Annotated in this window: 23 protein-coding genes and 1 other annotated feature; of the genes, 18 read left to right on the forward strand and 5 right to left on the reverse strand. The window is 37.1% G+C overall.

The annotated features are described in order from the left end of the window. Positions 1 to 4 precede the first annotated feature (4 nt). On the forward strand, positions 5 to 883 hold the full coding sequence (sdaAA, locus tag HRG09_RS01995) for an L-serine ammonia-lyase, iron-sulfur-dependent, subunit alpha (protein WP_174099096.1): 879 nt from the start codon (positions 5 to 7) through the stop codon (positions 881 to 883). A gap of 52 nt (positions 884 to 935) precedes the next feature. On the opposite strand, the gene proI is transcribed toward sdaAA, so the two are convergent. Further along, a complete protein-coding gene (gene proI / locus HRG09_RS02000; RefSeq protein WP_174099097.1) occupies positions 936 to 1,760 on the reverse strand; it encodes a pyrroline-5-carboxylate reductase ProI in 825 nt (274 codons plus the stop codon). A gap of 167 nt (positions 1,761 to 1,927) precedes the next feature. On the opposite strand from proI, the gene HRG09_RS02005 reads away from it, so the two are divergent. Together HRG09_RS02005 and HRG09_RS02010 are read left to right on the forward strand one after the other, a co-directional pair. Further along, entirely contained in the window at positions 1,928 to 2,881 is a 954-nt protein-coding gene (locus HRG09_RS02005; protein ID WP_174099098.1) for an MBL fold metallo-hydrolase, read from the forward strand. Positions 2,882 to 2,890: 9 nt separating this feature from the next. Continuing rightward, on the forward strand, positions 2,891 to 3,685 hold the full coding sequence (locus HRG09_RS02010) for an SDR family oxidoreductase (protein ID WP_174099099.1): 795 nt from the start codon (positions 2,891 to 2,893) through the stop codon (positions 3,683 to 3,685). Between the two features lie 29 nt (positions 3,686 to 3,714). Here the strand turns inward: HRG09_RS02010 and HRG09_RS02015 are convergent, their stop codons facing one another. Beyond that, positions 3,715 to 3,900, reverse strand: a complete 186-nt coding sequence (locus tag HRG09_RS02015) for a YqzH family protein (protein ID WP_174099100.1) — start codon at positions 3,898 to 3,900, stop codon at positions 3,715 to 3,717. Positions 3,901 to 4,126: 226 nt separating this feature from the next. Here HRG09_RS02015 and argC point away from each other — a divergent pair, with 226 nt between their 5' ends. From argC to HRG09_RS02045, 6 genes are all read left to right on the forward strand, one after another. Beyond that, positions 4,127 to 5,164 carry an N-acetyl-gamma-glutamyl-phosphate reductase gene (gene argC, locus HRG09_RS02020; RefSeq protein ID WP_174099101.1) on the forward strand — a complete coding sequence of 346 codons (1,038 nt, stop codon included), beginning with the start codon at positions 4,127 to 4,129 and terminating at the stop codon, positions 5,162 to 5,164. Between the two features lie 15 nt (positions 5,165 to 5,179). Continuing rightward, positions 5,180 to 6,403, forward strand: a complete 1,224-nt coding sequence (gene argJ, locus HRG09_RS02025; RefSeq protein WP_174099311.1) for a bifunctional glutamate N-acetyltransferase/amino-acid acetyltransferase ArgJ — start codon at positions 5,180 to 5,182, stop codon at positions 6,401 to 6,403. A gap of 11 nt (positions 6,404 to 6,414) precedes the next feature. Further along, positions 6,415 to 7,182: an acetylglutamate kinase gene (argB, locus tag HRG09_RS02030; RefSeq protein ID WP_174099102.1), complete on the forward strand. Its 768-nt coding sequence runs from the start codon at positions 6,415 to 6,417 to the stop codon at positions 7,180 to 7,182. Further along, the gene (locus HRG09_RS02035) at positions 7,179 to 8,339 is read left to right on the forward strand and encodes an acetylornithine transaminase (RefSeq protein WP_174099103.1); all 1,161 of its coding nucleotides are present in this window, start codon (positions 7,179 to 7,181) and stop codon (positions 8,337 to 8,339) included. Before argB ends, HRG09_RS02035 begins: the two co-directional genes overlap by 4 nt. A 12-nt stretch (positions 8,340 to 8,351) precedes the next feature. Then, on the forward strand, positions 8,352 to 9,305 hold the full coding sequence (argF, locus tag HRG09_RS02040; protein ID WP_174099104.1) for an ornithine carbamoyltransferase: 954 nt from the start codon (positions 8,352 to 8,354) through the stop codon (positions 9,303 to 9,305). Positions 9,306 to 9,432: 127 nt separating this feature from the next. Then, positions 9,433 to 9,606 (forward strand): hypothetical protein, encoded by a 174-nt coding sequence (locus HRG09_RS02045; protein ID WP_174099105.1) that lies wholly within the window; start codon positions 9,433 to 9,435, stop codon positions 9,604 to 9,606. Between the two features lie 23 nt (positions 9,607 to 9,629). On the opposite strand, the gene HRG09_RS02050 is transcribed toward HRG09_RS02045, so the two are convergent. Then, on the reverse strand, positions 9,630 to 10,076 hold the full coding sequence (locus HRG09_RS02050; RefSeq protein WP_174099106.1) for a MarR family winged helix-turn-helix transcriptional regulator: 447 nt from the start codon (positions 10,074 to 10,076) through the stop codon (positions 9,630 to 9,632). 71 nt (positions 10,077 to 10,147) lie between these two features. Beyond that, positions 10,148 to 10,918 (reverse strand): GDSL-type esterase/lipase family protein, encoded by a 771-nt coding sequence (locus HRG09_RS02055; protein WP_174099107.1) that lies wholly within the window; start codon positions 10,916 to 10,918, stop codon positions 10,148 to 10,150. A 296-nt stretch (positions 10,919 to 11,214) separates the two neighbouring features. Between HRG09_RS02055 and cpdB the strand changes: the two genes are divergently transcribed. Then, positions 11,215 to 13,503: a bifunctional 2',3'-cyclic-nucleotide 2'-phosphodiesterase/3'-nucleotidase gene (gene cpdB, locus HRG09_RS02060; RefSeq protein WP_174099108.1), complete on the forward strand. Its 2,289-nt coding sequence runs from the start codon at positions 11,215 to 11,217 to the stop codon at positions 13,501 to 13,503. A gap of 44 nt (positions 13,504 to 13,547) precedes the next feature. Here cpdB and nhaC read toward each other — a convergent pair whose 3' ends face one another. Then, on the reverse strand, positions 13,548 to 14,921 hold the full coding sequence (nhaC, locus tag HRG09_RS02065; protein WP_174099109.1) for a Na+/H+ antiporter NhaC: 1,374 nt from the start codon (positions 14,919 to 14,921) through the stop codon (positions 13,548 to 13,550). Between the two features lie 257 nt (positions 14,922 to 15,178). Next, positions 15,179 to 15,399, reverse strand: a binding site (T-box leader). Between the two features lie 144 nt (positions 15,400 to 15,543). Here nhaC and HRG09_RS02070 point away from each other — a divergent pair. From HRG09_RS02070 to HRG09_RS02105, 8 genes are all read left to right on the forward strand, one after another. Next, positions 15,544 to 15,900: a hypothetical protein gene (locus tag HRG09_RS02070; protein WP_174099110.1), complete on the forward strand. Its 357-nt coding sequence runs from the start codon at positions 15,544 to 15,546 to the stop codon at positions 15,898 to 15,900. 112 nt (positions 15,901 to 16,012) lie between these two features. Then, on the forward strand, positions 16,013 to 17,410 hold the full coding sequence (bioA, locus tag HRG09_RS02075; RefSeq protein ID WP_174099111.1) for an adenosylmethionine--8-amino-7-oxononanoate transaminase: 1,398 nt from the start codon (positions 16,013 to 16,015) through the stop codon (positions 17,408 to 17,410). Next, positions 17,410 to 18,138 (forward strand): dethiobiotin synthase, encoded by a 729-nt coding sequence (gene bioD / locus HRG09_RS02080; RefSeq protein ID WP_174099112.1) that lies wholly within the window; start codon positions 17,410 to 17,412, stop codon positions 18,136 to 18,138. Before bioA ends, bioD begins: the two co-directional genes overlap by 1 nt. After that, entirely contained in the window at positions 18,104 to 19,291 is a 1,188-nt protein-coding gene (gene bioF, locus HRG09_RS02085; RefSeq protein WP_174099113.1) for an 8-amino-7-oxononanoate synthase, read from the forward strand. The genes bioD and bioF overlap by 35 nt, the downstream gene beginning before the upstream one ends. Beyond that, entirely contained in the window at positions 19,288 to 20,028 is a 741-nt protein-coding gene (locus HRG09_RS02090) for an alpha/beta fold hydrolase (protein WP_174099114.1), read from the forward strand. The genes bioF and HRG09_RS02090 overlap by 4 nt, the downstream gene beginning before the upstream one ends. Then, positions 19,994 to 20,851, forward strand: coding sequence for a malonyl-ACP O-methyltransferase BioC (bioC, locus tag HRG09_RS02095; RefSeq protein WP_174099115.1), 858 nt, complete (start codon positions 19,994 to 19,996; stop codon positions 20,849 to 20,851). The genes HRG09_RS02090 and bioC overlap by 35 nt, the downstream gene beginning before the upstream one ends. Beyond that, on the forward strand, positions 20,805 to 21,803 hold the full coding sequence (bioB, locus tag HRG09_RS02100) for a biotin synthase BioB (RefSeq protein WP_174099116.1): 999 nt from the start codon (positions 20,805 to 20,807) through the stop codon (positions 21,801 to 21,803). The genes bioC and bioB overlap by 47 nt, the downstream gene beginning before the upstream one ends. A 176-nt stretch (positions 21,804 to 21,979) precedes the next feature. Continuing rightward, entirely contained in the window at positions 21,980 to 22,300 is a 321-nt protein-coding gene (locus tag HRG09_RS02105) for a hypothetical protein (protein WP_174099117.1), read from the forward strand. Positions 22,301 to 22,319 lie beyond the last annotated feature (19 nt).

Consider the following 22,319-nt stretch of genomic DNA (forward strand, 5'->3'; position numbering starts at 1 on the left):
CACCATGTTTCGGAACGCAGCGGAACTAGTGGCACAAGCTAAAGAACAAAATGTAAAAATTGCAGAAATTATGATTCAATGTGAAATGGAAACAAGAAGTATATCTCGCGAAGAAGTACTTGCTGGAATGGAAAAGAACTTAGTCGTGATGGAACAAGCAGTAGAGCGTGGTATTCGCGGTGTTAAATCGCCAACTGGTTTAACGGGCGGAGATGCGGTGAAAGTACAAGAGTATATGAAGAGCGGAAAAGGCTTATCCGGACATACGATTTTGGATGCAGTGAGCAAAGCGGTTGCAACAAATGAAGTAAATGCAGCGATGGGAATTATTTGTGCAACACCAACAGCTGGATCAGCTGGAACTGTACCAGGCGTACTGTTTGCGCTCAAAGAAAAATTACAGCCAACACGTGGAGAAATGATTGAGTTTTTATTCACAGCTGGAGCATTTGGTATGGTTGTTGCGAACAATGCCTGTATTTCAGGTGCAGCTGGAGGCTGTCAAGCTGAGGTTGGTTCAGCAAGTGGAATGGCAGCTGCGGCAGCTGTTGAAATGGCTGGTGGAACACAAGAACAAGCAGCTACAGCGATGGCGATTGCTTTAAAAAATATGCTAGGGTTAGTATGTGATCCGGTCGCTGGACTTGTAGAAGTCCCTTGTGTAAAACGTAATGCAGCAGGAGCTTCAAATGCGATGATTGCGGCAGATTTATCACTAGCTGGTGTAACAAGTACAATTCCGTGTGATGAAGTGATTGAAGCGATGTTTAGAATTGGGCAAACGATGCCAGTTGCTCTTCGTGAGACAGCAGAAGGTGGACTAGCAGCAACACCAACAGGTCGTCGCCTCCAAGAAGAGATTTTTGGAAAGAGTAGTAAATAAGAGAACGTAGTTGTGATACAAGGAGCTCAGATGTATTTTCTGAGCTCCTTTATTATTTTTCTAATGTTTTTCCAAGTTCATGAGATCGTTTTGTAGCTTGTGTAATACATGAGATAAGTGCTTGTTGGAAATCAAAGCTTTGTAACACTTCAATGCCGGTTTCTGTCGTTCCACCAGGAGAAGTAATTTCTTTTCGTAAGATAGAAGGATGTTTTGTATTCGCTTTAAGCATTTCAGCCGCACCGATCATTGTTTGCAAAATAAGTGATTTAGCCACATCCTCTTCTAAGCCGATTTGTTTTGCAGCCTCTTCCATTGCTTCAACTACGTAATATACATATGCAGGACCGCTTCCAGATAGTGCAGTAACAGCATGCATATGTTCTTCTTCTACCACTGAAACAAGACCAATTGTTTCGAATAAAGATTTGGCCAGATGAACATGCTGCTCTGTTGCATGCAAGGATGGAGATATAGCCGTAGCTGATTTTAAAATAGCTGCTGATGTATTTGGCATCGCACGGATAATCGGAACCTTCTTTTGAAGCTGGCTTGTAATAGAATTTGTAGAAACACCTGCTAATAATGAAATGATGAGTTGATTACTCTTTATATATTCTTTGAGAGGTACAATGGCTTCTGCTACATCTTTTGGCTTCATTGCTAGAAAGATAATATCTGCATGAGCTAGCAGTTCTGGTTTGTTGTGGGTTCCTTTAACACCATACTTTGCATGTAATTCCTGTAATCTTGTTTCATTGGAGCGGTTACTTACTGTAATTTGTTCACCTTTTACGACATTCGCATCTAACAAACCAGCGATGATTGCTTCAGCTATAGATCCAGCACCGAGAAAGGAAATTTTTTGAATAGACATGATGAAGCCTCCTTCATTTTTGTAAGAAAAACTTATGAATTTACATACATTCGTTTTATTATAGAAAACACCTTCTTTTTATCTGAAAATAATGACAAATTTTTATGGAAGTTGTAAACTGAAGAGAGATTCATTTTTGAAACGGAGAGAGACAGGGGGGCATAAATATGCTAGCAATTCACCGAATGGAGATTCCTGTTCCATTTGCAGTTGAGACAGTTAATGTATTTTTAGTTGAAGGGGAGTCATTAACACTAATTGATACAGGGACAAATACAGAAGGGGCTAAGGCGGCGTTAGAAATACAATTGGGGAATTTAGGGTATAAGGTTGAAGATATTGAGACAGTCGTGATTACACATCATCATGCTGACCATTGTGGACTGTTAAATGCATTTTCTGAGAAGACGAACATTGTGGGGCATCCTTGGAATGAACCATGGATTACGCAAGATTCTGAGTTTCTAAAGCGTTATCAACGTTTTTTTAAAGAGGCCTCATTACAGTTTGGAGTTCCAGAAGTATTTTTGAAAGATGATGCGTCACTTGTCTTAAAGACACTTAAATATTCTTGTAATAGATCATTAACGCATACTGTAAGAGAAGGAGATAGAATTGAATCATTACCTGAGTTTATAGTCATTGAAACACCTGGGCATGCTTCAACTCACATTTCGTTATATAGAGAGCGAGATGGGTTGTTAATTGGTGGAGATGCTTTAATTAGCCATATTTCTTCGAATCCAATATTAGAACCACCGTATGAAGGACAGACGGAACGAGCGCAGCCTTTATTACAATATAATCAAACATTAAAACGCTTAAGTAACATGAATATTTCACGGATTTTATCAGGTCATGGAGAAGACATTGTGAATGTGAAAGGGCTGATAGAGGGAAGATTGCAAAAGCAAGAAACGCGTGCGTTTAAAGTATTAGAATTATTAAAAGAAAAACCGATGACAGCCTTTGAAGTATGTGTGAAATTATTTCCAGTATTATATAAAGAACAATTGCCACTTACGATTTCAGAAACAGTTGGACAATTAGACTTTTTAGCATATAATCAACAAGTGATGATTGATGAATCGTCGCCACAATTGATTTATTATGCAAAGTAGGTGACAGCAATGACAAGACGTTTACAAGAAAAAGTAATCGTCATTACAGGTGCTTCTAGTGGAATTGGTGAACAAATTGCGATGCAAGTTGCAGCAGAGGGCGCGATTCCTGTCTTAATAGCGCGAACAGAGGAAAAACTACGAGTATTAGCAGAAAAGATTAAAACGACTTACAATACGCCTTGCTATTATTATGTATTAGATGTAAGTGACGAAGCAGAGGTTGATACTGTTTTTGCAAGAGTATTAAAAGATGCAGGGCAAATTGATATATTGGTAAATAATGCGGGTTTTGGTATTTTCAAAACGTTTGAAGAAGCATCTATGGCTGAAGTGAAAGATATGTTTCAGGTTAATGTATTTGGATTAGTCGCTTGTACGAAAGCGGTATTACCTCATATGCTAGAGAGAAATAATGGACAAATTATTAATGTTGCTTCGTTAGCAGGGAAAATTGCAACGCCAAAATCTAGTGCATATGCCGCAACGAAACATGCGGTATTAGGGTTTACGAATAGTTTACGCATGGAGCTCGCAAGTACAAATATTCATGTGACAGCAATTAATCCAGGGCCAATTGACACAAACTTTTTTAATATTGCGGATCAATCCGGTACATATGTAAAAAACATGGGGCGTTACATGTTAAAGCCAACATACGTAGCAGATCAAATTGTAAAAGCAATGCAAACGAAAAAACGTGAAGTGAATTTACCGAAATGGATGAGTGTTGGACCCAAACTTTTTGCACTATTTCCGGGGTTGTTTGAACGTGTAGCAGGTAAATCATTAAGTAAAAAATAGGAGATTTCCAAATGGAAATCTCCTATTTTTTATTTTCCTGTAATATATTCATAAACAATGTCCTCAATTGCTTCATATACATCGATAGTAGGTTCCGAATGAATCATTGTTTGGATATTTTGAATTAAAATTTCCTCATCTTCTTTTGAAACAGGTTTACATTGATATTGCCGAAAACTTTTTATTAACATCTTTTCGATTAATTTTTCGTTCATCTTTTTCCCCGCTCGCATGTATAAATGTATTGTTTTTATTGTACTTGAAGTACATAAAAAATACTAGTATACATCTATTTTGTATAAAAAATTCATATATGTTTATTGTTTTTCTAGAAAAATTAAGAATTTAAAGCCTTTAAAATTAATAAATATTTAATTGACTTTATAAATATACAATATTATAATCATACTTAATTTAAAGAATCGATATAAGGAGGAGCGTATGAAAGTCGCGATTATTGGAGCAACTGGATATGGAGGAATTGAGTTAATCAGGTTGTTGCATCACCATCCATATTTTTCGATGGCATCTCTTCACTCTTTTTCACAAGTAGGAGAACAAATAACAAATACATATCCGCATTTACGAAATGTTATTGTCCATACATTACAAGAAATCGACGTAGAAGTGATAGCGAAGGAGGCTAGTATTGTATTTTTAGCGACGCCGGCAGGAGTTTCGGCGCATATGACGCCGCGCTTGCTAGCGGCTGGTTTAAAAGTTATTGATTTATCTGGTGATTTTCGTATGCTGGATCCTCATGTATATGAAACATGGTATAAAAAGCCTGCTGCAAAGGAAGAGATTCTTCAAAAGGCAGTGTATGGATTGAGTGAATGGAAAAAATCAGCTATTCAAGGTGCAGAATTAGTTGCAAATCCAGGATGTTTTGCAACAGCGGCACTATTAGCAGCGGCACCATTAATGCGAGGCGGGATGATAGAGGAAGAATCACTTATCATCGATGCAAAATCAGGGGTGTCAGGAGCAGGAAAGACACCGACAACAGTGACTCATTTTCCAGAGTTATATGATAATTTCCGTATCTATAAGGTAAATGAGCATCAGCATGTTCCAGAGATTGAGCAAATGCTTACCGAGTGGAATGCACAGGCAAAACCAATTACATTTAGCACACATTTAATTCCGATATCAAGAGGAATTATGGTTACTCTCTATGCAAAAGCAAAACGAGATATCAGTGCACAGGTATTACAGAAGCTATATGAAGAAACGTATTGTCATGCTCCTTTTGTTCGTATTCGTCCTAAAGGGGGGTTTCCAAGTCCAAAAGAGGTGAGAGGTTCAAATTATTGTGATATTGGAACGGCTTATGATGAACGAACAGGACGTATTACAATTGTTTCTGTTATCGATAATATGATGAAGGGAGCTGCTGGGCAAGCAGTTCAAAACGCAAACTTATTAACAGGACTAGAGGAAACAGAAGGATTAGAATATATACCGCTCTATCTATAAGGGGGAAGAAGAATGATGATTGGAGCAGATTCCATTATAAAAGTTGTAAGTGGATCAATTGTAACACCAAAGGGTTTTTCTGCGATTGGGATTCAGGCTGGATTGAAAAAAGGGAAAAAAGATATGGGAGCAATTGTTTGTGATGTTCCTGCTAATTGCGGAGCTGTATATACAACAAATCCATTTCAAGCTGCACCAGTGCAAGTTACAAAAGAAAGTATAGGGGTGGAGGGGAAATTGCAAGCAATTGTTGTAAATAGCGGAAATGCAAATGCTTGTACAGGAATGCAGGGATTACAAGATGCGTATGAAATGAGAACGTTGGCTGCGAAACAATTCCATGTAAAAGAAAATCACGTGGCAGTCGCTTCAACAGGTGTTATTGGAGTTCCTTTACCAATGGAAGCAATTCGTCCTGGTATTCTATCTCTCATACCATCGAAAGAAAAAGAGAAAGCAACTGCATTTTATGAATCGATTGTAACAACGGACCTTGTTACAAAGCAATCGTGTTATCAGTTAATGATTGAAGGAAAAGAAGTAACAATTGCAGGGGCAGCAAAAGGCTCTGGTATGATTCATCCGAATATGGCGACGATGCTTAGTTTTATTACAACAGATGTAAATATAGAGCAAGAAGCAATCCAACTAGCATTATCACAAGTTACGAATCATACATTTAATCAAATTACTGTGGATGGAGATACATCCACAAATGATATGGTCGTTGTGATGGCAAGTGGATTATCAGGAACAACTGTTATTCATGCCGATCATGCAGAGTGGGAAAAATTTATGTTTGCTTTGCAAAAGGTATGTGAGGATTTAGCGAAGCAAATTGCTAAAGATGGTGAAGGTGCTACTAAGTTAGTGGAAGTGAATGTATATGGGGCACGAACAGTAGAAGAAGGGAATAAGGTTGCCAAACAAATTGTTGGATCAAGTCTTGTGAAAACAGCAATGTACGGTGAAGATGCAAATTGGGGTCGCATTATTAGTGCGATTGGGCAAAGTGGAGTTGCTATTGAACCTCATGCTGTCGATATTGCTGTTCAGTCTATTTTTGTTTTACAAAGCAGTGAGCCACAAATATTCTCCCAAAAGGAAATGAAACAAAAATTAAAGCAATCTGAAATTGTTATTGATGTTTATTTGCATCTTGGAGAGGAAAAAGGGAGAGCCTGGGGCTGCGACTTAAGTTATGAATATGTGAAAATAAATGCTTGTTATCGTACGTAAGGAGAGAAAAGATGAGCGAGTATATCGTAGTAAAATGCGGTGGTAGTATGTTAGATCGTTTAGACCATATGTTTTTTGATTGTATAAAGCAACTGAAGAAAAAATATCAAGTTATTGTTGTTCACGGTGGTGGACCAGACATTGATGCAAAGCTAAAACAAGTTAATATTCCAATTGAAAAAAAGAATGGGCTACGTGTGACAACGAAAGAAGTAATGGATATTGTTCAAATGGTTTTATGTGGAAGTACGAATAAAAAAATAGTGATGAATTTTCAAAAGCATGGTTTGCATGCAATTGGAGTATCTGGTTGTGACGGGAAATTACTTCAAGTTCAGCCGCTTGATGAGGGGATTGGATATGTTGGTGAAGTTAGCAGTGTAGAGACTTCTCTATTAAAAGGATTACTAGATTTAAACTATATCCCGGTCATTGCTCCGATTGGAATAAGAGGAGATCAAGTTTATAACATAAATGCAGATACTGCTGCAGCGGGAATTGCATATGCGCTTGGAGCAAAAGAACTGCTCTTTATTACGGATGTAGACGGAGTATTGTGTAAAGGAGAATTATTAAAGAATACGGATGAAACAGAGCTTTTACAGCTCATAGAAAAAGGAGTTATTACAGGGGGAATGATTCCGAAAATACAGGCTGCTCTTACCTCGATAAAGATGGGGGTCAAGCATGCCAGCATTGTAAATGGTACAAAAATTTTTATCGGAACATCGGGTGAATGGATTGGAACGACAGTAACAAAAGGGGTGAGTATCGGATGAGTAGCTATATATTTCCGACATATGGGAGGCGCAGTATTGAAATTGTTCAAGGAACTGGAGCAACGGTTATAGATGAAAATGAGAAAGAGTATTTAGATTTTACTTCTGGAATCGCTGTATGTAATTTAGGACATTGTCATCCTGTGCTTGTAGAAGCAATGACAAAGCAATTACAGGAAATTTGGCATATATCTAACCTTTTTCCACACAAGGTACAAGAAAAGGTAGCTGCACTATTAACAGAGGGACGTGATTTAGATTATGTGTTCTTTTGTAATAGCGGAGCGGAAGCGAATGAAGCAGCACTTAAATTAGCACGTAAGCATACAGGGAAATCTCTTGTTTTAACATTTCAGCAGTCTTTTCATGGTAGAACGTTTGGAACAATGAGTGCAACTGGACAAGAGAAGGTTAAATTGGGGTTCGGACCACTTCTACCGTCTTTTTTACATATTCCTTTTAATGATATAGAAGCGATTAAGGAGGCAATGAATGAAAAAGTAGCTGCAGTTATGGTGGAAGTTGTTCAAGGAGAGGGTGGCGTTTTACCTGCTGATATTTCTTTTTTACAAGAGATAGAACAGTTATGTAGACAATATGGAGCTCTTTATATAATAGACGAGGTACAAACTGGAATAGGAAGAACAGGGACATTGTTTGCTTATGAACAGACGGGAACATCCCCAGATATTGTTACAGCGGCAAAAGCACTTGGAAATGGTATTCCGGTTGGAGCAATGCTTGGAAGGAAAGAGCTTATGGTTGCATTTACAGCCGGGGTGCATGGCTCTACCTTTGGTGGAAATTATATGGCAATGACAGCAGCGAAAGAGGTACTACAAATTATAAAGCAACCATCTTTTTTACAAGAAGTTAATGTAAAGGGAGAATATTTATTACAAAAACTAAAAAAAGAATTACATGATATGGAATGGATTACTGCTATTCGCGGAAAAGGCCTTATGATTGGAGTCGTTTGTAAGTGTGACGTCGCATCAATGATAGAACAGTTAGAACAAGAAGGGCTACTTGTATTACAAGCTGGAACCAATGTTTTACGACTTTTACCACCACTTATTGTAACGAATGAAGAAATAGATAAAGCAGTAAATATAATGAAAAAAGTCATATGTTCGCAAAAATCATCAATAGTATAAGGGGGATTTTCTATGTCAACTATTCAAGTACCGAAATTACAAACGAAAGATCTTTTAACATTGGAAGAACTAGCACAAGAGGAAATAATTGCGCTAATTGAATTTGCTATTTATTTGAAAAAGAATAAACATGAACCTTTATTGGACGGGAAAATATTAGGACTCATTTTTGATAAACATTCAACTCGTACGCGTGTTTCTTTCGAAGCAGGGATGGTACAACTCGGTGGGCATGGAATGTTTCTAAGTGGAAAAGAAATGCAGCTTGGCAGAGGAGAAAGTGTTTCAGACACGGCGAAAGTATTATCTCAGTACATTGATGGAATTATGATTCGTACATTTTCACACGCGGATGTAGAGGAGCTTGCGAAAGAAGCAAGTATTCCTGTTATCAATGGATTGACAGATGATCATCATCCGTGTCAGGCATTAGCAGATTTGATGACAATTTATGAAGAAGTCCATACATTTAAAGGAATTAAACTAGCTTACGTAGGTGATGGAAATAACGTATGCCACTCTTTACTTTTGGCAAGTGCAAAAGTCGGTATGCATATGACAGTAGCCACTCCTCCAGGATATGAACCAAATGAACAAATTGTAAAGCGTGCACTAGAAATTGCAAATGAAACGGGAGCGAATATTGAAATTTTGAATAAACCGGAGTTGGCAGCGAAAGATGCAGATTTTATCTATACTGATGTTTGGATGAGTATGGGGCAAGAAGATACGGAAGGGAAATATAATTTATTCGAGCCGTTTCAAGTGAACGAAAAACTTGTTCAGCATGCGAAAGCGACGTATCGTTTCTTACATTGTTTACCTGCTCATCGTGAAGAGGAAGTAACAGGAGCAATTATAGACGGGCCTTCTTCCGTTGTCTTTGAGCAAGCGGGGAACAGATTGCACGCTCAGAAAGCATTATTGGTAAGTTTATTTCAAAATGCGAAAGGGCTTTCTAAATAGAGGGGGCTTCCGTATATAATTTATGAAAAAACACATGTTATAGTATGTAAATTACTTGTACAAATATAAAGAATGTCACATTCATTTTCTACCTTGAATATGTTTAAGAAAAAGGGGGAGAAGATAAATGTATTATTACTATGTACCTCAAGTATATCGATATGTGAATTATTATCCCGCTCCTTATACACGGCAACAGGTTCAAGTATATCAGCAGGCGCAATCTTCTCAGGAAATAAGACCATATTTAATGACATGGCCATATTCAAATTCATATTATGGAAATTATTATGAATCGTAAAGCTGCTTCTTTTGGAAGCAGCTTTACACGTTTGTTTTCAAAATTAGATTTTGAATGGTTTGAAGCGAGTGAATGAGTTGTTCACGATCGCTTTCAGATAATGTTTGAAAGTTTTCTTTTAATTTGTCTAAAATAAATTGTTGATACTGACTTACTAATGTTTTCCCTTCAGCTGTAAGAGAAATTAAAATGACCCGTCGATCTTTTTCGCTATAATGACGCTCTATGAGTTCTTCCTGAATCAATTTATTTAATAGAGGTGTCATGTTTGGCCTTGAAATCGCCAATCGCTTTCCGATTTCTGACACTGCTAATGTGCTACGTTCATGCAATAGCAGTAACACCTGTGTATGTGACTTTGGCATGTGCCTTTGTGAAGAAAACTCTCCAGGAAGCATAAATTTGCGATAAAAAAGAGGCACTAACGAAAGAAGATGATCAACAATACGTTCCCACTCACGTGATTTCATATAAAGGCCCCCTTCCACTATCATTGTAACAAAAAAGGTATCGTATAAAAATAGAATTGTTCGGCTTATCCTCAATATTTATAGGATAATACTTGCTTTGTAAATGCATTAGCGATAATCTCATAGCCTTTATCATTTGGATGTACTTGGTCGTATAGTAAATCTTTCTTATCATTTGATATTAACTTTCGAATTGGTAAAACAATGGACGGTTGATTCGCTTTCGAAATTGCGTAAACTGCATCATTCCAGCCATCTAAAAACATATCTGCATAAGAAGCAATTGAATCATCGAGTTGTAAAGGATTATAGAGTTCAGATAGAATGAGTAAAGCATTCGGATTCAAGGTCCGAACAGTCTTTACAATGTTTTTTACGTCTGTTTCAAAATGAGCCTTTTCTTTATTTAACATTTTAATACCATCTATAACACCTACATCGCGATTTAAACGAAATAAATTATTTCCTCCAATATTAATGGTAATTATATTCGCTTCTTTAATTTTTTGTTGTACTTCTTCTGCCTGAATTTTTTGAACGAGACGATCTGTTGTAAGTCCATTCACTCCAAAATTTTCCACTCTAATCGGTTTATGAATTTGTTCTTCTATTTGTTTGGAAGCTAATTCGGCAAACCCTCCTTGTGTCGAGCCATAACCTTTTGCAAGCGAATCACCTAACACAAGATGATAAAACGAGTCATTCGTTTGTTTGTTAATCCAATGAGGAGTAGATGATGCTGATTTGTCTTTTTGTTTTTTTGTCTCATCGTTCTTTTCAAAATGCGAATAAGAAATGATTAGAAGGAGGAGACAAACAATAATTAAGATGACTTTTTTCATAAATCCATCCTCCTTATAATTGGTAATTGTATCATATTCAGCTGTATAAGCAATGGAAGGGCTTATTATATCTTTATGGAAAGTTTACAATAACTTTACAGAAAATTTGTAGAAATATGTCAAAAATTATTGACGATATGAAAGTATGTTAGATATGATAATGTCAGATAAGTGAAGATACGTCACTCTAATATGAAGAAAGAAGAGAAGTAATGTAGAGAGACTACCTTATTAGAGTTTGATGAGAAAATCATTTTATTTGTATTTAAGGGACAATTTTATAAGGGGGATTTTTTGTGAAGAAGTCAAAGAAAGTGCTAGCGGGGACAACTCTTGCATTAGGTATTATGGCTCCGCAAGTGTTGCCAACAGTTGCTCATGCAGAGGGACAAGCAGAGGGGAGTACAGTTAAATTACGAATCTTAGAAACTTCTGACATTCATGTTAACTTAATGAACTACGACTATTATCAAACAAAAACGGATAATAAAGTAGGCCTTGTTCAAACTGCGACTCTTGTTAACAAGGCACGTGAAGAAGCGAAGAACTCTGTGTTATTCGATGATGGAGATGCGATACAAGGGACACCACTTGGGGATTATGTGGCGCAAAAAGGTTTGGATGGAGACTATGTTCACCCTTTATATCGTTTAATGAATTTAATGAAGTATGACGTCATTTCTCTTGGGAACCACGAATTTAACTATGGCTTGGACTACTTAAATAAGGCAATTAGTAAAACACAGTTCCCAGTTATTAATTCAAATGTATACAAAGAAGATGGCGATAATAATGAAGAAAACGATGAAAATTACTTTAAACCATACCATATTTTTGAAAAAGAAGTAGAAGATGAGTCTGGTCAAAAGCAAAAAGTGAAAATCGGTGTAATGGGCTTTGTACCACCGCAAATTATGGGGTGGGATAAAGCGAATTTAGAAGGAAAAGTAAAAGCGAAAGATATTGTGCAAACGGCGAAGAAAATGGTTCCAAAAATGAAAGCCGAGGGTGCGGATATCATTGTTGCATTAGCGCACTCTGGCGTCGATAAAAGTGGTTATAATGCTGGTATGGAAAACGCATCATATTATTTAGCAACGGAAGTTCCTGGCGTTGATGCAGTGTTAATGGGACACTCACATACAGTAATAACGGACAATTTTAACGGTGTTCCAGTTGTGATGCCAGGTGTTTTTGGAAGTAATTTAGGTATCATTGATATGGAACTGAAAAAGGTAAACGACAAGTGGGAAGTACAAAAAGATAAATCGGTTCCAAGTGTTCGTCCAATTTCTGATAGCAAAGGAAATGCGTTAGTAGAATCTGATAAGAGATTAGTTGATGAAATCAAAGATGATCATGAAGCGACAATTAAATATGTAAATACACCTGTTGGTAAAACGACAGCACCAATCAATAGTTATTTTTCACTTGTACAAGATGATCCATCTGTCCAACTCGTTACGAATGCTCAGAAATGGTATGTAGAAAAGTTATTTGCTGAAAATGGACAGTACAGCAAATATAAGGGACTCCCAGTATTATCTGCAGGGGCACCTTTTAAAGCAGGGGGCCGAAATGGTGCAACTTATTATACAGATATTCCAGCTGGAACTTTAGCGATTAAAAACGTTGCTGACTTATATGTGTACCCAAATACACTTTATGCTGTAAAAGTAAACGGCGCACAAATAAAAGAATGGCTTGAAATGTCTGCAGGTCAGTTCAATCAAATTGATCCAACTAAAGTACAAGAACAGTCATTAGTAAATATAAACTATCCTACATATAACTTTGATATTTTAGATGGCGTGAAATACGAAATTGATGTTACACAACCAGCAAAATATGATAAAGATGGAAAAGTAGTAAACCAAAATGCAAATCGTATCGTGAATATAACATATGATGGAAAGCCGATAGCTGATAACCAAGAATTTATTGTTGCTACAAATAATTATCGTGGTAGTAGTCAAACATTCCCTGGAGTAAGTAAAGGTGAAGTTGTATATCAATCTCAAGATGAAACGCGTCAAATCATTGTGAAATATATGCAAGAAACACCTGTTATTAATCCGGAAGCAGACCAAAACTGGGCGTTTAAACCAATTGCTGCTGAAAAATTAAATACTACATTTGACTCTTCACCAAATGCACAGAAATATATTACGAAAGATGGAAAAATCTCATATGTTGGCCCGTCTGAAAATGAGTTTGCGAAATATGCCATTGATTTAACGAGAAAGAATGATGAGGAAAACCCAACACCACCACCAACGACAGGTGAAGGAAACGATGGAGACAAACCAACACCGCCAACAGGTGAAGGAAACGATGGAGAAAACCCAACACCACCGCCAACAACAGGCGAAGGAAACGGTGGGGATAAACCAACATCACCTAGTGAAGGTGAAAATAAAGATACAACAGTACCTACAAATGTAAATGAAGATAAAGAAACAAACAAAGTAGAACGAGATCTTCCGAAAACAGGAGCAAACGTCTTTTCTACAATTGGAGCAGGAGTTGCATTTATTGGAGCAGGTATTTTCATGCTCTTTAGAAGAAAAAAAGCAAGTCGATAAAGTAAAAGAGGATTACCAGTATCGGTAATCCTCTTTTATATAATTTAAGAAACAGTAACAGGCTTTTCTTTCTGCCATGAAAGTCCAAATCCTGTAAATCCAACGATAATTGTAACAATTGGACACGCTAGGCAGAAGATTGAGTATGGAACGTAATCGATTGTTGGAACGCTTAGTACGTTTGCTAAGAAGACACCACTTACGCCCCATGGTACAAGCGGATTAATAACTGTGCCAGCGTCTTCTAGTACGCGTGATAAATTACGACGTTTTAAACCAACTTCATCGTATTTGTTGGCAAATGCTTGTCCTGTTAATACGATGGATAAGTATTGCTCACCAAGCAAGAAATTAACACCAATTGCTGTTGATGCAGTAGAAACAATTAAACGTGTACTTGTTTTAACGAAGTTAGAAATGATGTTCATAAGCTGCGCGATAATACCCATTCCTTGTAATAGTCCACCCATACAAAGTGCAAGGAAAATAAGTGCAATGGACATCATCATACTTTGTAGGCCACCGCGTGATAATAAGCTATCAATATCTTTTATCCCTGTCTTAGATACATAACCATCTTGCATAATTTTCATTAAATCAGCAAGTGAAGTACTTGGCTTGAAAATAAATAGGATGATAATGCCAGCTACAGTGCCAGCAAGTAAAGTTGGGACAGCTGGTACCTTTTTAAAAGCAAATAAGAACAGTAATAAAATCGGAATCAGAGTGACAATCGAGATTGTTGCATTCTTTTCTAATGTACTTGTAAAAGTAGTGAAATCAACATCTCCTGTAGATCCGCTTCCTAAAATGAAAAACGCAATAAAGGCAATAATGAAAGCGGGAATCGTCGTCCAAAGCATGTTACGAATATGTTCAAATAAATCCACTCCTGTTACAGCAGGCGCTAAGTTTGTTGTATCAGATAAAGGCGACATTTTATCACCGAAGAAAGCTCCAGAAATAATTGCTCCGGCAATTAGCGCTGGATCGTATCCAAGAGCAGTGCCCATTCCCATAAAGGCAAGACCTACCGTTGCTGCGGTTGTAAAGGCGCTACCAATACTTGTTCCAACAATTGCACAAACAACAAAGACTGTCGGAATGAAAATTTTTGGTGATACAAGTTTGAAGCCGTATACCATTAATGTTGGAATCGTTCCAGCTGCAATCCAAACGCTAATTAATACACCAACAAGTAAGAAAATGAAGATGGATGGAATGCCAGCTGAAATGCTACTTATCATTCCTTTTTCCATAGTAGACCAAGAGATTTTTTTTATAAATCCAAATGCTAACAATACAATAATACCAAATAAAATTGGAATGTGTGGTGATGTTTCTAATTGAATAACACTGAAGCCAATGCAGAAAAAGATTAAAAATGTTAAAAGAATAGATTCGATTTTTGAAACCATTGTTTGCCCCTCCTAATAATCTAAAATAGTTCTTTTTTATATAAAATTCGCCAATATTGTGTATTTCCTTCTAAAATTTAGAATTTTGTGACAAATTACCGGTAATTGTTTAACATCAATAAAAAAACGTCCCTGCATATAAATATGCAGGGACGAAAAAATCGCGGTACCACCCTAGCTTGTGAAGTGAACGTAGCACAAAATAAAGGGTCGTATAATATGCACCAACAAAAAATAAAAAACGCCCCTGCAATACATGCAGGGACGAAAAAATCGCGGTACCACCCTAAATTGTGAAACAGTTTCATTTCACCACTCTGTAGAAATAACGGTCCATAACCGTCTTTCACTACTCCAAACGTTTCGTAAAAGAAGCTCCAGGGGGTAATTCATAAATCGTTCTGTACTGGTTCGCACCGACCACCAGCTCTCTGAAAGCAAAAAACGAAATACTACTAAATCCTATCATTGCCGATTCATATGATGTTAGTTAAATTTTTATCACACATCGGGCTCTTATGTCAACATATATGTTGATTATTTTTTTCAAGAAAATAATGGGAGAATGTTTTTTTAATTCTTAATTTGTGCGTTATAATGAAAATAGAAAGGAGGGGAGTGAATGAAGAAAAAAATATTTCTTTTTACAACCTTACTTATTTTAGGTGGTGGTGCTGGAATTTATACAGCATTTGCAGCATCACCAGATCAGCCGAAGCAAAAGAATGTACAAAAGGCAGAAACAAAGGAATTAGAGAAAGTCAAAGAGGAAAAGAGTAGAGAGAAAACAGCTGCTAAATTAGGATTTTCTCTTGAAGGGAAAACGGAAAAAGAGATTCGAAAAGATTTAGATAAGGCTAGATTTGAGAAGCGGCATGAATTGTTAATAGAACACGCAAAACAACTTGGAATTGATACGGAAGGAAAAACAGATGAAGAGATTATTTTGGAAATTGGAAAGATTCAACATGGCAAATAAAACGACTTATCTTATGATAAGTCGTTCTTTTTTGAGAACATAATTATCTAAAAAAATTGACAGTACTTCGTTTTTAATGTTAACTATATTTATATAAAAGTTAACATTAGGGGTGACAATTGTGACTGTTAGTCGTAATACAAGTGAAAAGAAAGCTTATACATATGAAGAGTTAGCCGGAAAAAACAAAGCGTATGTATGGCATCCATTTACACAAATGAAAGATTATTTAGCTGAAGATCCCGTTATCATTGAACGAGGAGAAGGACGTAAATTATATGATGTAAATGGAAATGGTTATTGGGATGGTGTTTCATCAATTTGGCTTAATGTTCATGGACATCGAGTGCCAGAATTGGATGATGCGATTCGTGAACAGTTAAATAAGGTTGCACATTCTACTATGTTAGGGCTTGCCAATGTACCATCGATTTTACTTGCAGAAAAGGTCATTGAAGTTGTTCCAGAAGGCTTGAAAAAAGTATTTTATTCAGATTCTGGTTCTACAGCTGTTGAAATTGCAATCAAGATGGCTTTTCAATATTGGCAGCATAAAGGGAAACCTAAAAAACAAAAGTTTGTTACATTAAAAGAAGCATATCATGGAGATACAATTGGGGCTGTTTCAGTAGGAGCAATTGACTTGTTTCACCAAGTGTATAGTTCGCTCTTATTTGATGCGATAAAAATGCCATATCCATATACATATCGTTCTCCTTATGGGGATGACAAAGAAAAAATTGTTCAAAAACATTTGGACGAAATGGAAGAGTTATTAAAAGAAAAGCACAATGAAATTGCAGCGATTATTGTAGAACCGTTAATGCAAGGTGCAGGCGGTATGATTACAATGCCGAAAGGGTATTTAAAAGGTCTTCGAGATCTTTGTACAACATATAATGTTTTATTTATTACAGATGAAGTAGCAACGGGATTTGGGCGTACTGGAAAAATGTTTGCTTGTGAGCATGAAAATGTTACACCGGATATTTTAACAGCTGGAAAAGGCTTAACAGGTGGGTATTTACCAGTAGCTATTACTGTGACAACAGATGAAATTTATGATGCTTTTTTAGGTGACTATGAAGAACAGAAAACATTTTTCCATGGTCATAGTTATACTGGAAATCCATTAGGTTGCGCAGTAGCGATCGCTAATTTAGAACTGTATGAAAAAACAAATCTAGTAAAAGATGTTGCACATAAAGCAGAATATGTAGGAAAACAATTGGAAGCACTTTACGAATACAAGCATGTTGGGGATATTCGTCAGTGCGGATTGATGGTAGGAATTGAGCTTGTGAAAAATAAAGAAACGAAAGAGCCGTTTGATTGGACGGAGCGAGTAGGCGTGGAAGTGTGTAAACGATCTAGAGAATTAGGAATGATTATACGTCCACTTGGTAACACGATTGTATTTATGCCACCGTTAGCATCTCGGATAGATGAGATTGACGAAATGCTGCGCATTTTATATGAAGCAATTGCAGATGTTACGGAGGTAGAATAATGAGCGGCTTTTTCATAACTGCAACCGATACAGAAGTTGGAAAAACAGTTGTTACAGGTGCGTTAGCAGGAGTGTTTAGAAATCGTGGATATAATATAGGTGTATATAAACCATTGCAAAGTGGTCATGTCGATTCGAATCCAGAAGGTGACGCAGCTAGATTGAAAGTTGCATCAGGAGTAACGACAGAGACGAATAAAATTTGTCCGTATTCTATTGAAGAACCTCTTGCGCCAAGATTGGCAATGCAGCGAGCAGGAAGAACTGTGAAGCTAGCACAAATTACAGCTCATTATAATGAGTTAATGGCAGAGTTTGATAGTTTATTTGTAGAAGGTGCCGGTGGTCTTGCTGTTCCGTATACAGAAGACGCATTAGTGGTTGATTTTGCAAAGAAATTGAAATTACCACTTATTATTGTCGCGCGTCCGGCGCTAGGTACTGTTAATCATACCGTTTTAACAATCTCTTATGCGAGAGAACATGGCTTAACAGTTGCTGGTGTTATTTTATCGGGCTGTAAAGAATGTGAGAAAGAGCGTGTACAAGAAAATAAAGAGATGATTGAGGAATTAAGTGGCGTGCCGGTTTTAGGTTTACTACCTGAACTTCAAGAAGGATTTACACGTGATGAACTATTAACAGCAGCAGAAGAGAATATTATGATTTCAAATTTAGAGGAGCTTATCAAACATGGATCAAACGTGGGATCTACACTTTCACTCTAGCTTAAATCGTTTGAAGGAGAAATCACAATATCGACATGTAGTAGTAACTGAGCAAGCTGAAGAATCGTGGTTGATTAGGAACGGAATGCGTATGTTGAATTTAGCCTCGAATAACTATCTCGGTTTGGCAGGAGATAAACGATTAAAAGAAGCATCTACCGAAGCGACAATGCAATATGGAGCAGGAGCTACGGCGTCACGGCTTGTTGTAGGAAACTATTCATTATATGAAGAGGTCGAACAGAGTGTTTGTGACTGGAAAGAAACTGAAAAAGCAATCATTGTGAACAGTGGGTATTCAGCAAATGTAGGTGCAATCTCTTCTTTAGTAGGTCGTCACGACATTGTTTTTAGCGATAAGTTAAATCATGCTAGCATAGTCGATGGAATTATGCTCAGTGGTGCAGAACATAAAAGATACCGACATAATGATTTGGAACATTTGGAAACATTACTGCGAGCAGCGCCTTCTGCAAAGCGGAAGTTGATCGTTACAGATACGGTTTTCAGCATGGATGGAGATGTTGTTCATTTAAAAGAGTTGATTATGCTGAAAGAAAAGTATGAAGCTTTATTGATGATTGATGAAGCGCATGCAAGCGGAATATATGGCAGGCATGGTGCAGGCTTAGCTCACATCGAACAAGGGCTTTCTCAGAAAATTGACATTCATATGGGAACGTTTAGTAAAGCGTTAGGATGTTATGGAGCTTATTTAGCAGGCGATGCGATTTGCATGGATTATATGAAAAATACGATGAGAAGTTTCATTTTCACAACAGCATTGCCACCAGGGACGCTCGGTGCAATGAAACGTGCAATTGAAATTGTGAAGGAAGATGCGGGAAGACGACAGCGGCTCTTAGAAAATGGAATGTATTTCCGTAATACTTTAGAGGAAGCGGGTTTTCATATTGGTGATAGTACAACGCATATTGTTCCAGTTATTACAAAATCAAATGAAGTGGTGATGCGTTTTAGCGAAAAGTTGCAGGAAGCGGGAATTGCTGCAATTGCTATCAGACCACCAACGGTTCCACATAATAGTTCGCGAATTCGATTTGCAGTTACGTCTGAACATACAAAAACTGACTTGCAATGGGCTACTAGGCAGATCATTCGAATTGGAAAAGAGGAGGGGGTCTTGAGATGAAACAGCCCGAGCTTATTTTTATTCCCGGATGGGGGATGGAAAAACAAGTATGGGATTCATTACTTCCATATTTTCAAGAATATTCTGTCCAGTATGTTGAATGGCGTGGTGTAAAAGAACGTACTGATTTTGCAGGGCGTGTGGAAGAAGCCGCACAAGGAAAAGATGTAATTTTGATTGGATGGTCACTCGGTACATTAGCCGCTCTTCAAGTGTGTGACAGGATACAAACAAAAGGATTGATTTTAATAGGTGGTACAGCAAAGTTTACAGTGGATGAAACTTATGAGTGTGGATGGAAACTTCCTTTTGTAGAGCGGATGAAAAGAAGTTTGTTGAAACGAAAGGAAGATACATTGAAGCGCTTCTATAAAAGTATGTTTGCAAAACAGGAGATAAAAGATAGTGAACAATTTGAAAGTATTGTAGCGCATTTTCAAGGTGATTCTATAGAATCTTTACAGCTCGGGCTTGATTATTTAATAGATATGGATATGAGAAGTCAGTTAAAGCAGGTGAAGATGCCGATGTTACTTATTCATGGAGAACAGGATGCCATATGTCCACTATCTGCTGCTCGCTATATACAAGAAAATACGAATGGAGCGCTTAAAGTAATAAGTGGGGCTGGGCATGCGCTTTGTGTAACTAATTTTGAATATTGTGCAAATGAAATGATTCAGTTTATAGAGGGGATACAAAATGATCAACAAAACGTTATTACAAAAACGATTTAATGGGGCAGCTGTATCCTATGATCAATACGCAAGTGTACAAAAAAAGATGGCGCAACAATTACTTTCTATAATGAAAAAACACTACCACAAAATGTCGTCCATCCGTATTTTGGAACTCGGATGTGGCACAGGTTATTTGACTGAGCAATTAGCCGTTTCTTTTCCAAATGCAGAAATTATAGCAATTGATTTTGCTGAAAGTATGATTGCTGTTGCTAAAACGAGAAATCACGTAGAATCTGTGACATTTAGATGTGAAGATATCGAACACCTTGCATTAAGTGAGTCATTTGATGTCATCATCTCAAGCGCAACATTTCAATGGCTAAATGATTTGCAAATAACGCTGAAAAACTTATATCGTTATTTGTTTGAAGGTGGTTTATTGTTATTTTCAACATTTGGGGAGCAAACGTTTCAAGAACTTCATACAGCATTTCAGATTGCTAAAGAAGAAAAAAATATACAAAGTAGTTCATCTGTTGGACAACGTTTTTTAATGAGAGAACAGTTGCAAGATGTATGTGAAAGTATAACAGGGGATGTTGATGTTTCTGAAACATGTTACATAGAGAAATTTGCTACAGTTCGGGAGTTTCTACAATCCATTCGGAAGGTGGGAGCAACGAATAGTAATGCAGAGTCTTATTGTCAAAGCCCTTCTATCTTTCGAGCCATGCTTCGCATATACGAAAGAGATTTCACGGAAGAAGGGCAAATTGTAACAACGTACCATGCTTTATTTGCGTATATTGAAAAAGAGGGGAAGAGAAGAAATGAAACAAGTACAAACAAAAACAGATTGGAAGAAAATTGCATCTGAAGTAGTAGAGGGCAGAAGTATAACGAAAGAAGAAGCTGTAGCAATTTTAGAAGCTGACGATACAGAAGTATTGGAAATTATGAACGCAGCTTATATCATTCGTCATCATTACTTTGGTAAAAAAGTGAAATTAAATATGATTATTAATACGAAATCTGGATTATGTCCAGAAGATTGCGGATATTGCTCACAGTCTATCGTTTCAGAAGCACCAATCGATAAGTATGCATGGTTAACACAAGAAAAAATCGTAGCGGGAGCTCACGAAGCAATTCGCCGTAAAGCAGGTACATACTGCATTGTTGCATCTGGCCGTCGTCCGACGGATAAAGAAGTAAATCATGTTATTGGTGCAGTGAAAGAAATTCGGGAAACAACAGATTTGAAAATTTGTTGTTGCTTAGGATTTTTAAATGAAGATCAAGCAGGGCGCTTAGCAGAAGCGGGTGTTCACCGTTATAACCATAACTTAAATACACATGCAAATAATTACGATAGCATTTGTTCAACACATACGTATGATGATCGCGTAGATACAGTGGAAAAAGCAAAGCAAGCAGGGATTTCTCCTTGTTCTGGTGCGATTTTCGGTATGGGGGAAACGAAAGAACAGCGAGTTGAAATTGCGCTTGAATTAAAACGTATAGATGCTGACTCTATTCCATGTAACTTCCTTGTAGCTGTAAAAGGGACACCGCTTGAAGGACAGAAGGAATTAACACCGGTAGAATGTTTAAAAGTACTAGCGATGATGCGTTTTGTGAATCCATCAAAAGAAATCCGTATTTCCGGTGGTCGCGAAATTAATTTACGCTCTGTACAGCCAATTGGCTTATTTGCAGCAAATTCGATCTTCGTTGGTGATTATTTAACAACAGAAGGACAAGAGCCAACAGCTGACTGGGGTATGATTGAAGATTTAGGATTTGAAATAGAAGAATGTGCACTGTAAAGATCGAAAAGAAAGCTCCTTTTGGTGCTTTCTTTTTTTGTAAACAAAATGTAATGAAATACCTTCAAACCTTTAAAATAGTAGCTTTTTAGAAAAAAATAAATTGTGTGGACGAATTTTCCACCCAGTAATTGTACATAGTAAAAGTGTAATTTATCTTGGGTGGAGGATCTGACATGCACAAATATATACTAGCTATTATGACTTTTTTAATTTTAGTAAAGGCGATTAGTGCTGATCCAGTTAAGGCAGCTGAGAATCCAGAACAGAAAGAAATGCAGCAAAGAATTGAACAACATTTTCGAACAAAAGCTGAACATTTTGGAATTGAGACAGAGGGAAAAGACTTAAAGGAAGTACGGAAAGAACTTCATATTGTAGAGGAAGAAAAGAAGCGAGAAAATGTATGGAAAACCGCTCAAAACCTTCGTATTAAAACAGAAGGAAAAACGATGGAGGAATTGATAAAAGATGTGCGAAAAAAAGTGAGGAAATAAAAAAGAGGCCGAAGCCTCT

Source organism: Bacillus sp. Xin1 (genome assembly GCF_013314535.1).
In the GTDB taxonomy this organism is placed as follows: Bacteria; Bacillota; Bacilli; order Bacillales; family Bacillaceae_G; genus Bacillus_A.

Excerpts from the sequence above, each read along its gene's own strand:
- proI (WP_174099097.1), bottom strand. The coding sequence starts at position 1,760 with ATGTCTATTCAAAAAATTTCCTTTCTCGGTGCTGGATCTATAGCTGAA.
- argJ (WP_174099311.1), top strand. The coding sequence starts at position 5,180 with ATGATTGGAGCAGATTCCATTATAAAAGTTGTAAGTGGATCAATTGTA.
- HRG09_RS02070 (WP_174099110.1), top strand. The coding sequence starts at position 15,544 with ATGAAGAAAAAAATATTTCTTTTTACAACCTTACTTATTTTAGGTGGT.
- argF (WP_174099104.1), top strand. The coding sequence starts at position 8,352 with ATGTCAACTATTCAAGTACCGAAATTACAAACGAAAGATCTTTTAACA.
- sdaAA (WP_174099096.1), top strand. The coding sequence starts at position 5 with ATGTTTCGGAACGCAGCGGAACTAGTGGCACAAGCTAAAGAACAAAAT.
- HRG09_RS02015 (WP_174099100.1), bottom strand. The coding sequence starts at position 3,900 with ATGAACGAAAAATTAATCGAAAAGATGTTAATAAAAAGTTTTCGGCAA.
- HRG09_RS02105 (WP_174099117.1), top strand. The coding sequence starts at position 21,980 with ATGCACAAATATATACTAGCTATTATGACTTTTTTAATTTTAGTAAAG.
- bioC (WP_174099115.1), top strand. The coding sequence starts at position 19,994 with ATGATCAACAAAACGTTATTACAAAAACGATTTAATGGGGCAGCTGTA.
- nhaC (WP_174099109.1), bottom strand. The coding sequence starts at position 14,921 with ATGGTTTCAAAAATCGAATCTATTCTTTTAACATTTTTAATCTTTTTC.
- HRG09_RS02010 (WP_174099099.1), top strand. The coding sequence starts at position 2,891 with ATGACAAGACGTTTACAAGAAAAAGTAATCGTCATTACAGGTGCTTCT.
- HRG09_RS02055 (WP_174099107.1), bottom strand. The coding sequence starts at position 10,918 with ATGAAAAAAGTCATCTTAATTATTGTTTGTCTCCTCCTTCTAATCATT.
- HRG09_RS02005 (WP_174099098.1), top strand. The coding sequence starts at position 1,928 with ATGCTAGCAATTCACCGAATGGAGATTCCTGTTCCATTTGCAGTTGAG.
- bioF (WP_174099113.1), top strand. The coding sequence starts at position 18,104 with ATGGATCAAACGTGGGATCTACACTTTCACTCTAGCTTAAATCGTTTG.
- HRG09_RS02045 (WP_174099105.1), top strand. The coding sequence starts at position 9,433 with ATGTATTATTACTATGTACCTCAAGTATATCGATATGTGAATTATTAT.
- HRG09_RS02090 (WP_174099114.1), top strand. The coding sequence starts at position 19,288 with ATGAAACAGCCCGAGCTTATTTTTATTCCCGGATGGGGGATGGAAAAA.
- HRG09_RS02050 (WP_174099106.1), bottom strand. The coding sequence starts at position 10,076 with ATGAAATCACGTGAGTGGGAACGTATTGTTGATCATCTTCTTTCGTTA.
- bioB (WP_174099116.1), top strand. The coding sequence starts at position 20,805 with ATGAAACAAGTACAAACAAAAACAGATTGGAAGAAAATTGCATCTGAA.
- HRG09_RS02035 (WP_174099103.1), top strand. The coding sequence starts at position 7,179 with ATGAGTAGCTATATATTTCCGACATATGGGAGGCGCAGTATTGAAATT.
- argB (WP_174099102.1), top strand. The coding sequence starts at position 6,415 with ATGAGCGAGTATATCGTAGTAAAATGCGGTGGTAGTATGTTAGATCGT.
- argC (WP_174099101.1), top strand. The coding sequence starts at position 4,127 with ATGAAAGTCGCGATTATTGGAGCAACTGGATATGGAGGAATTGAGTTA.
- bioD (WP_174099112.1), top strand. The coding sequence starts at position 17,410 with ATGAGCGGCTTTTTCATAACTGCAACCGATACAGAAGTTGGAAAAACA.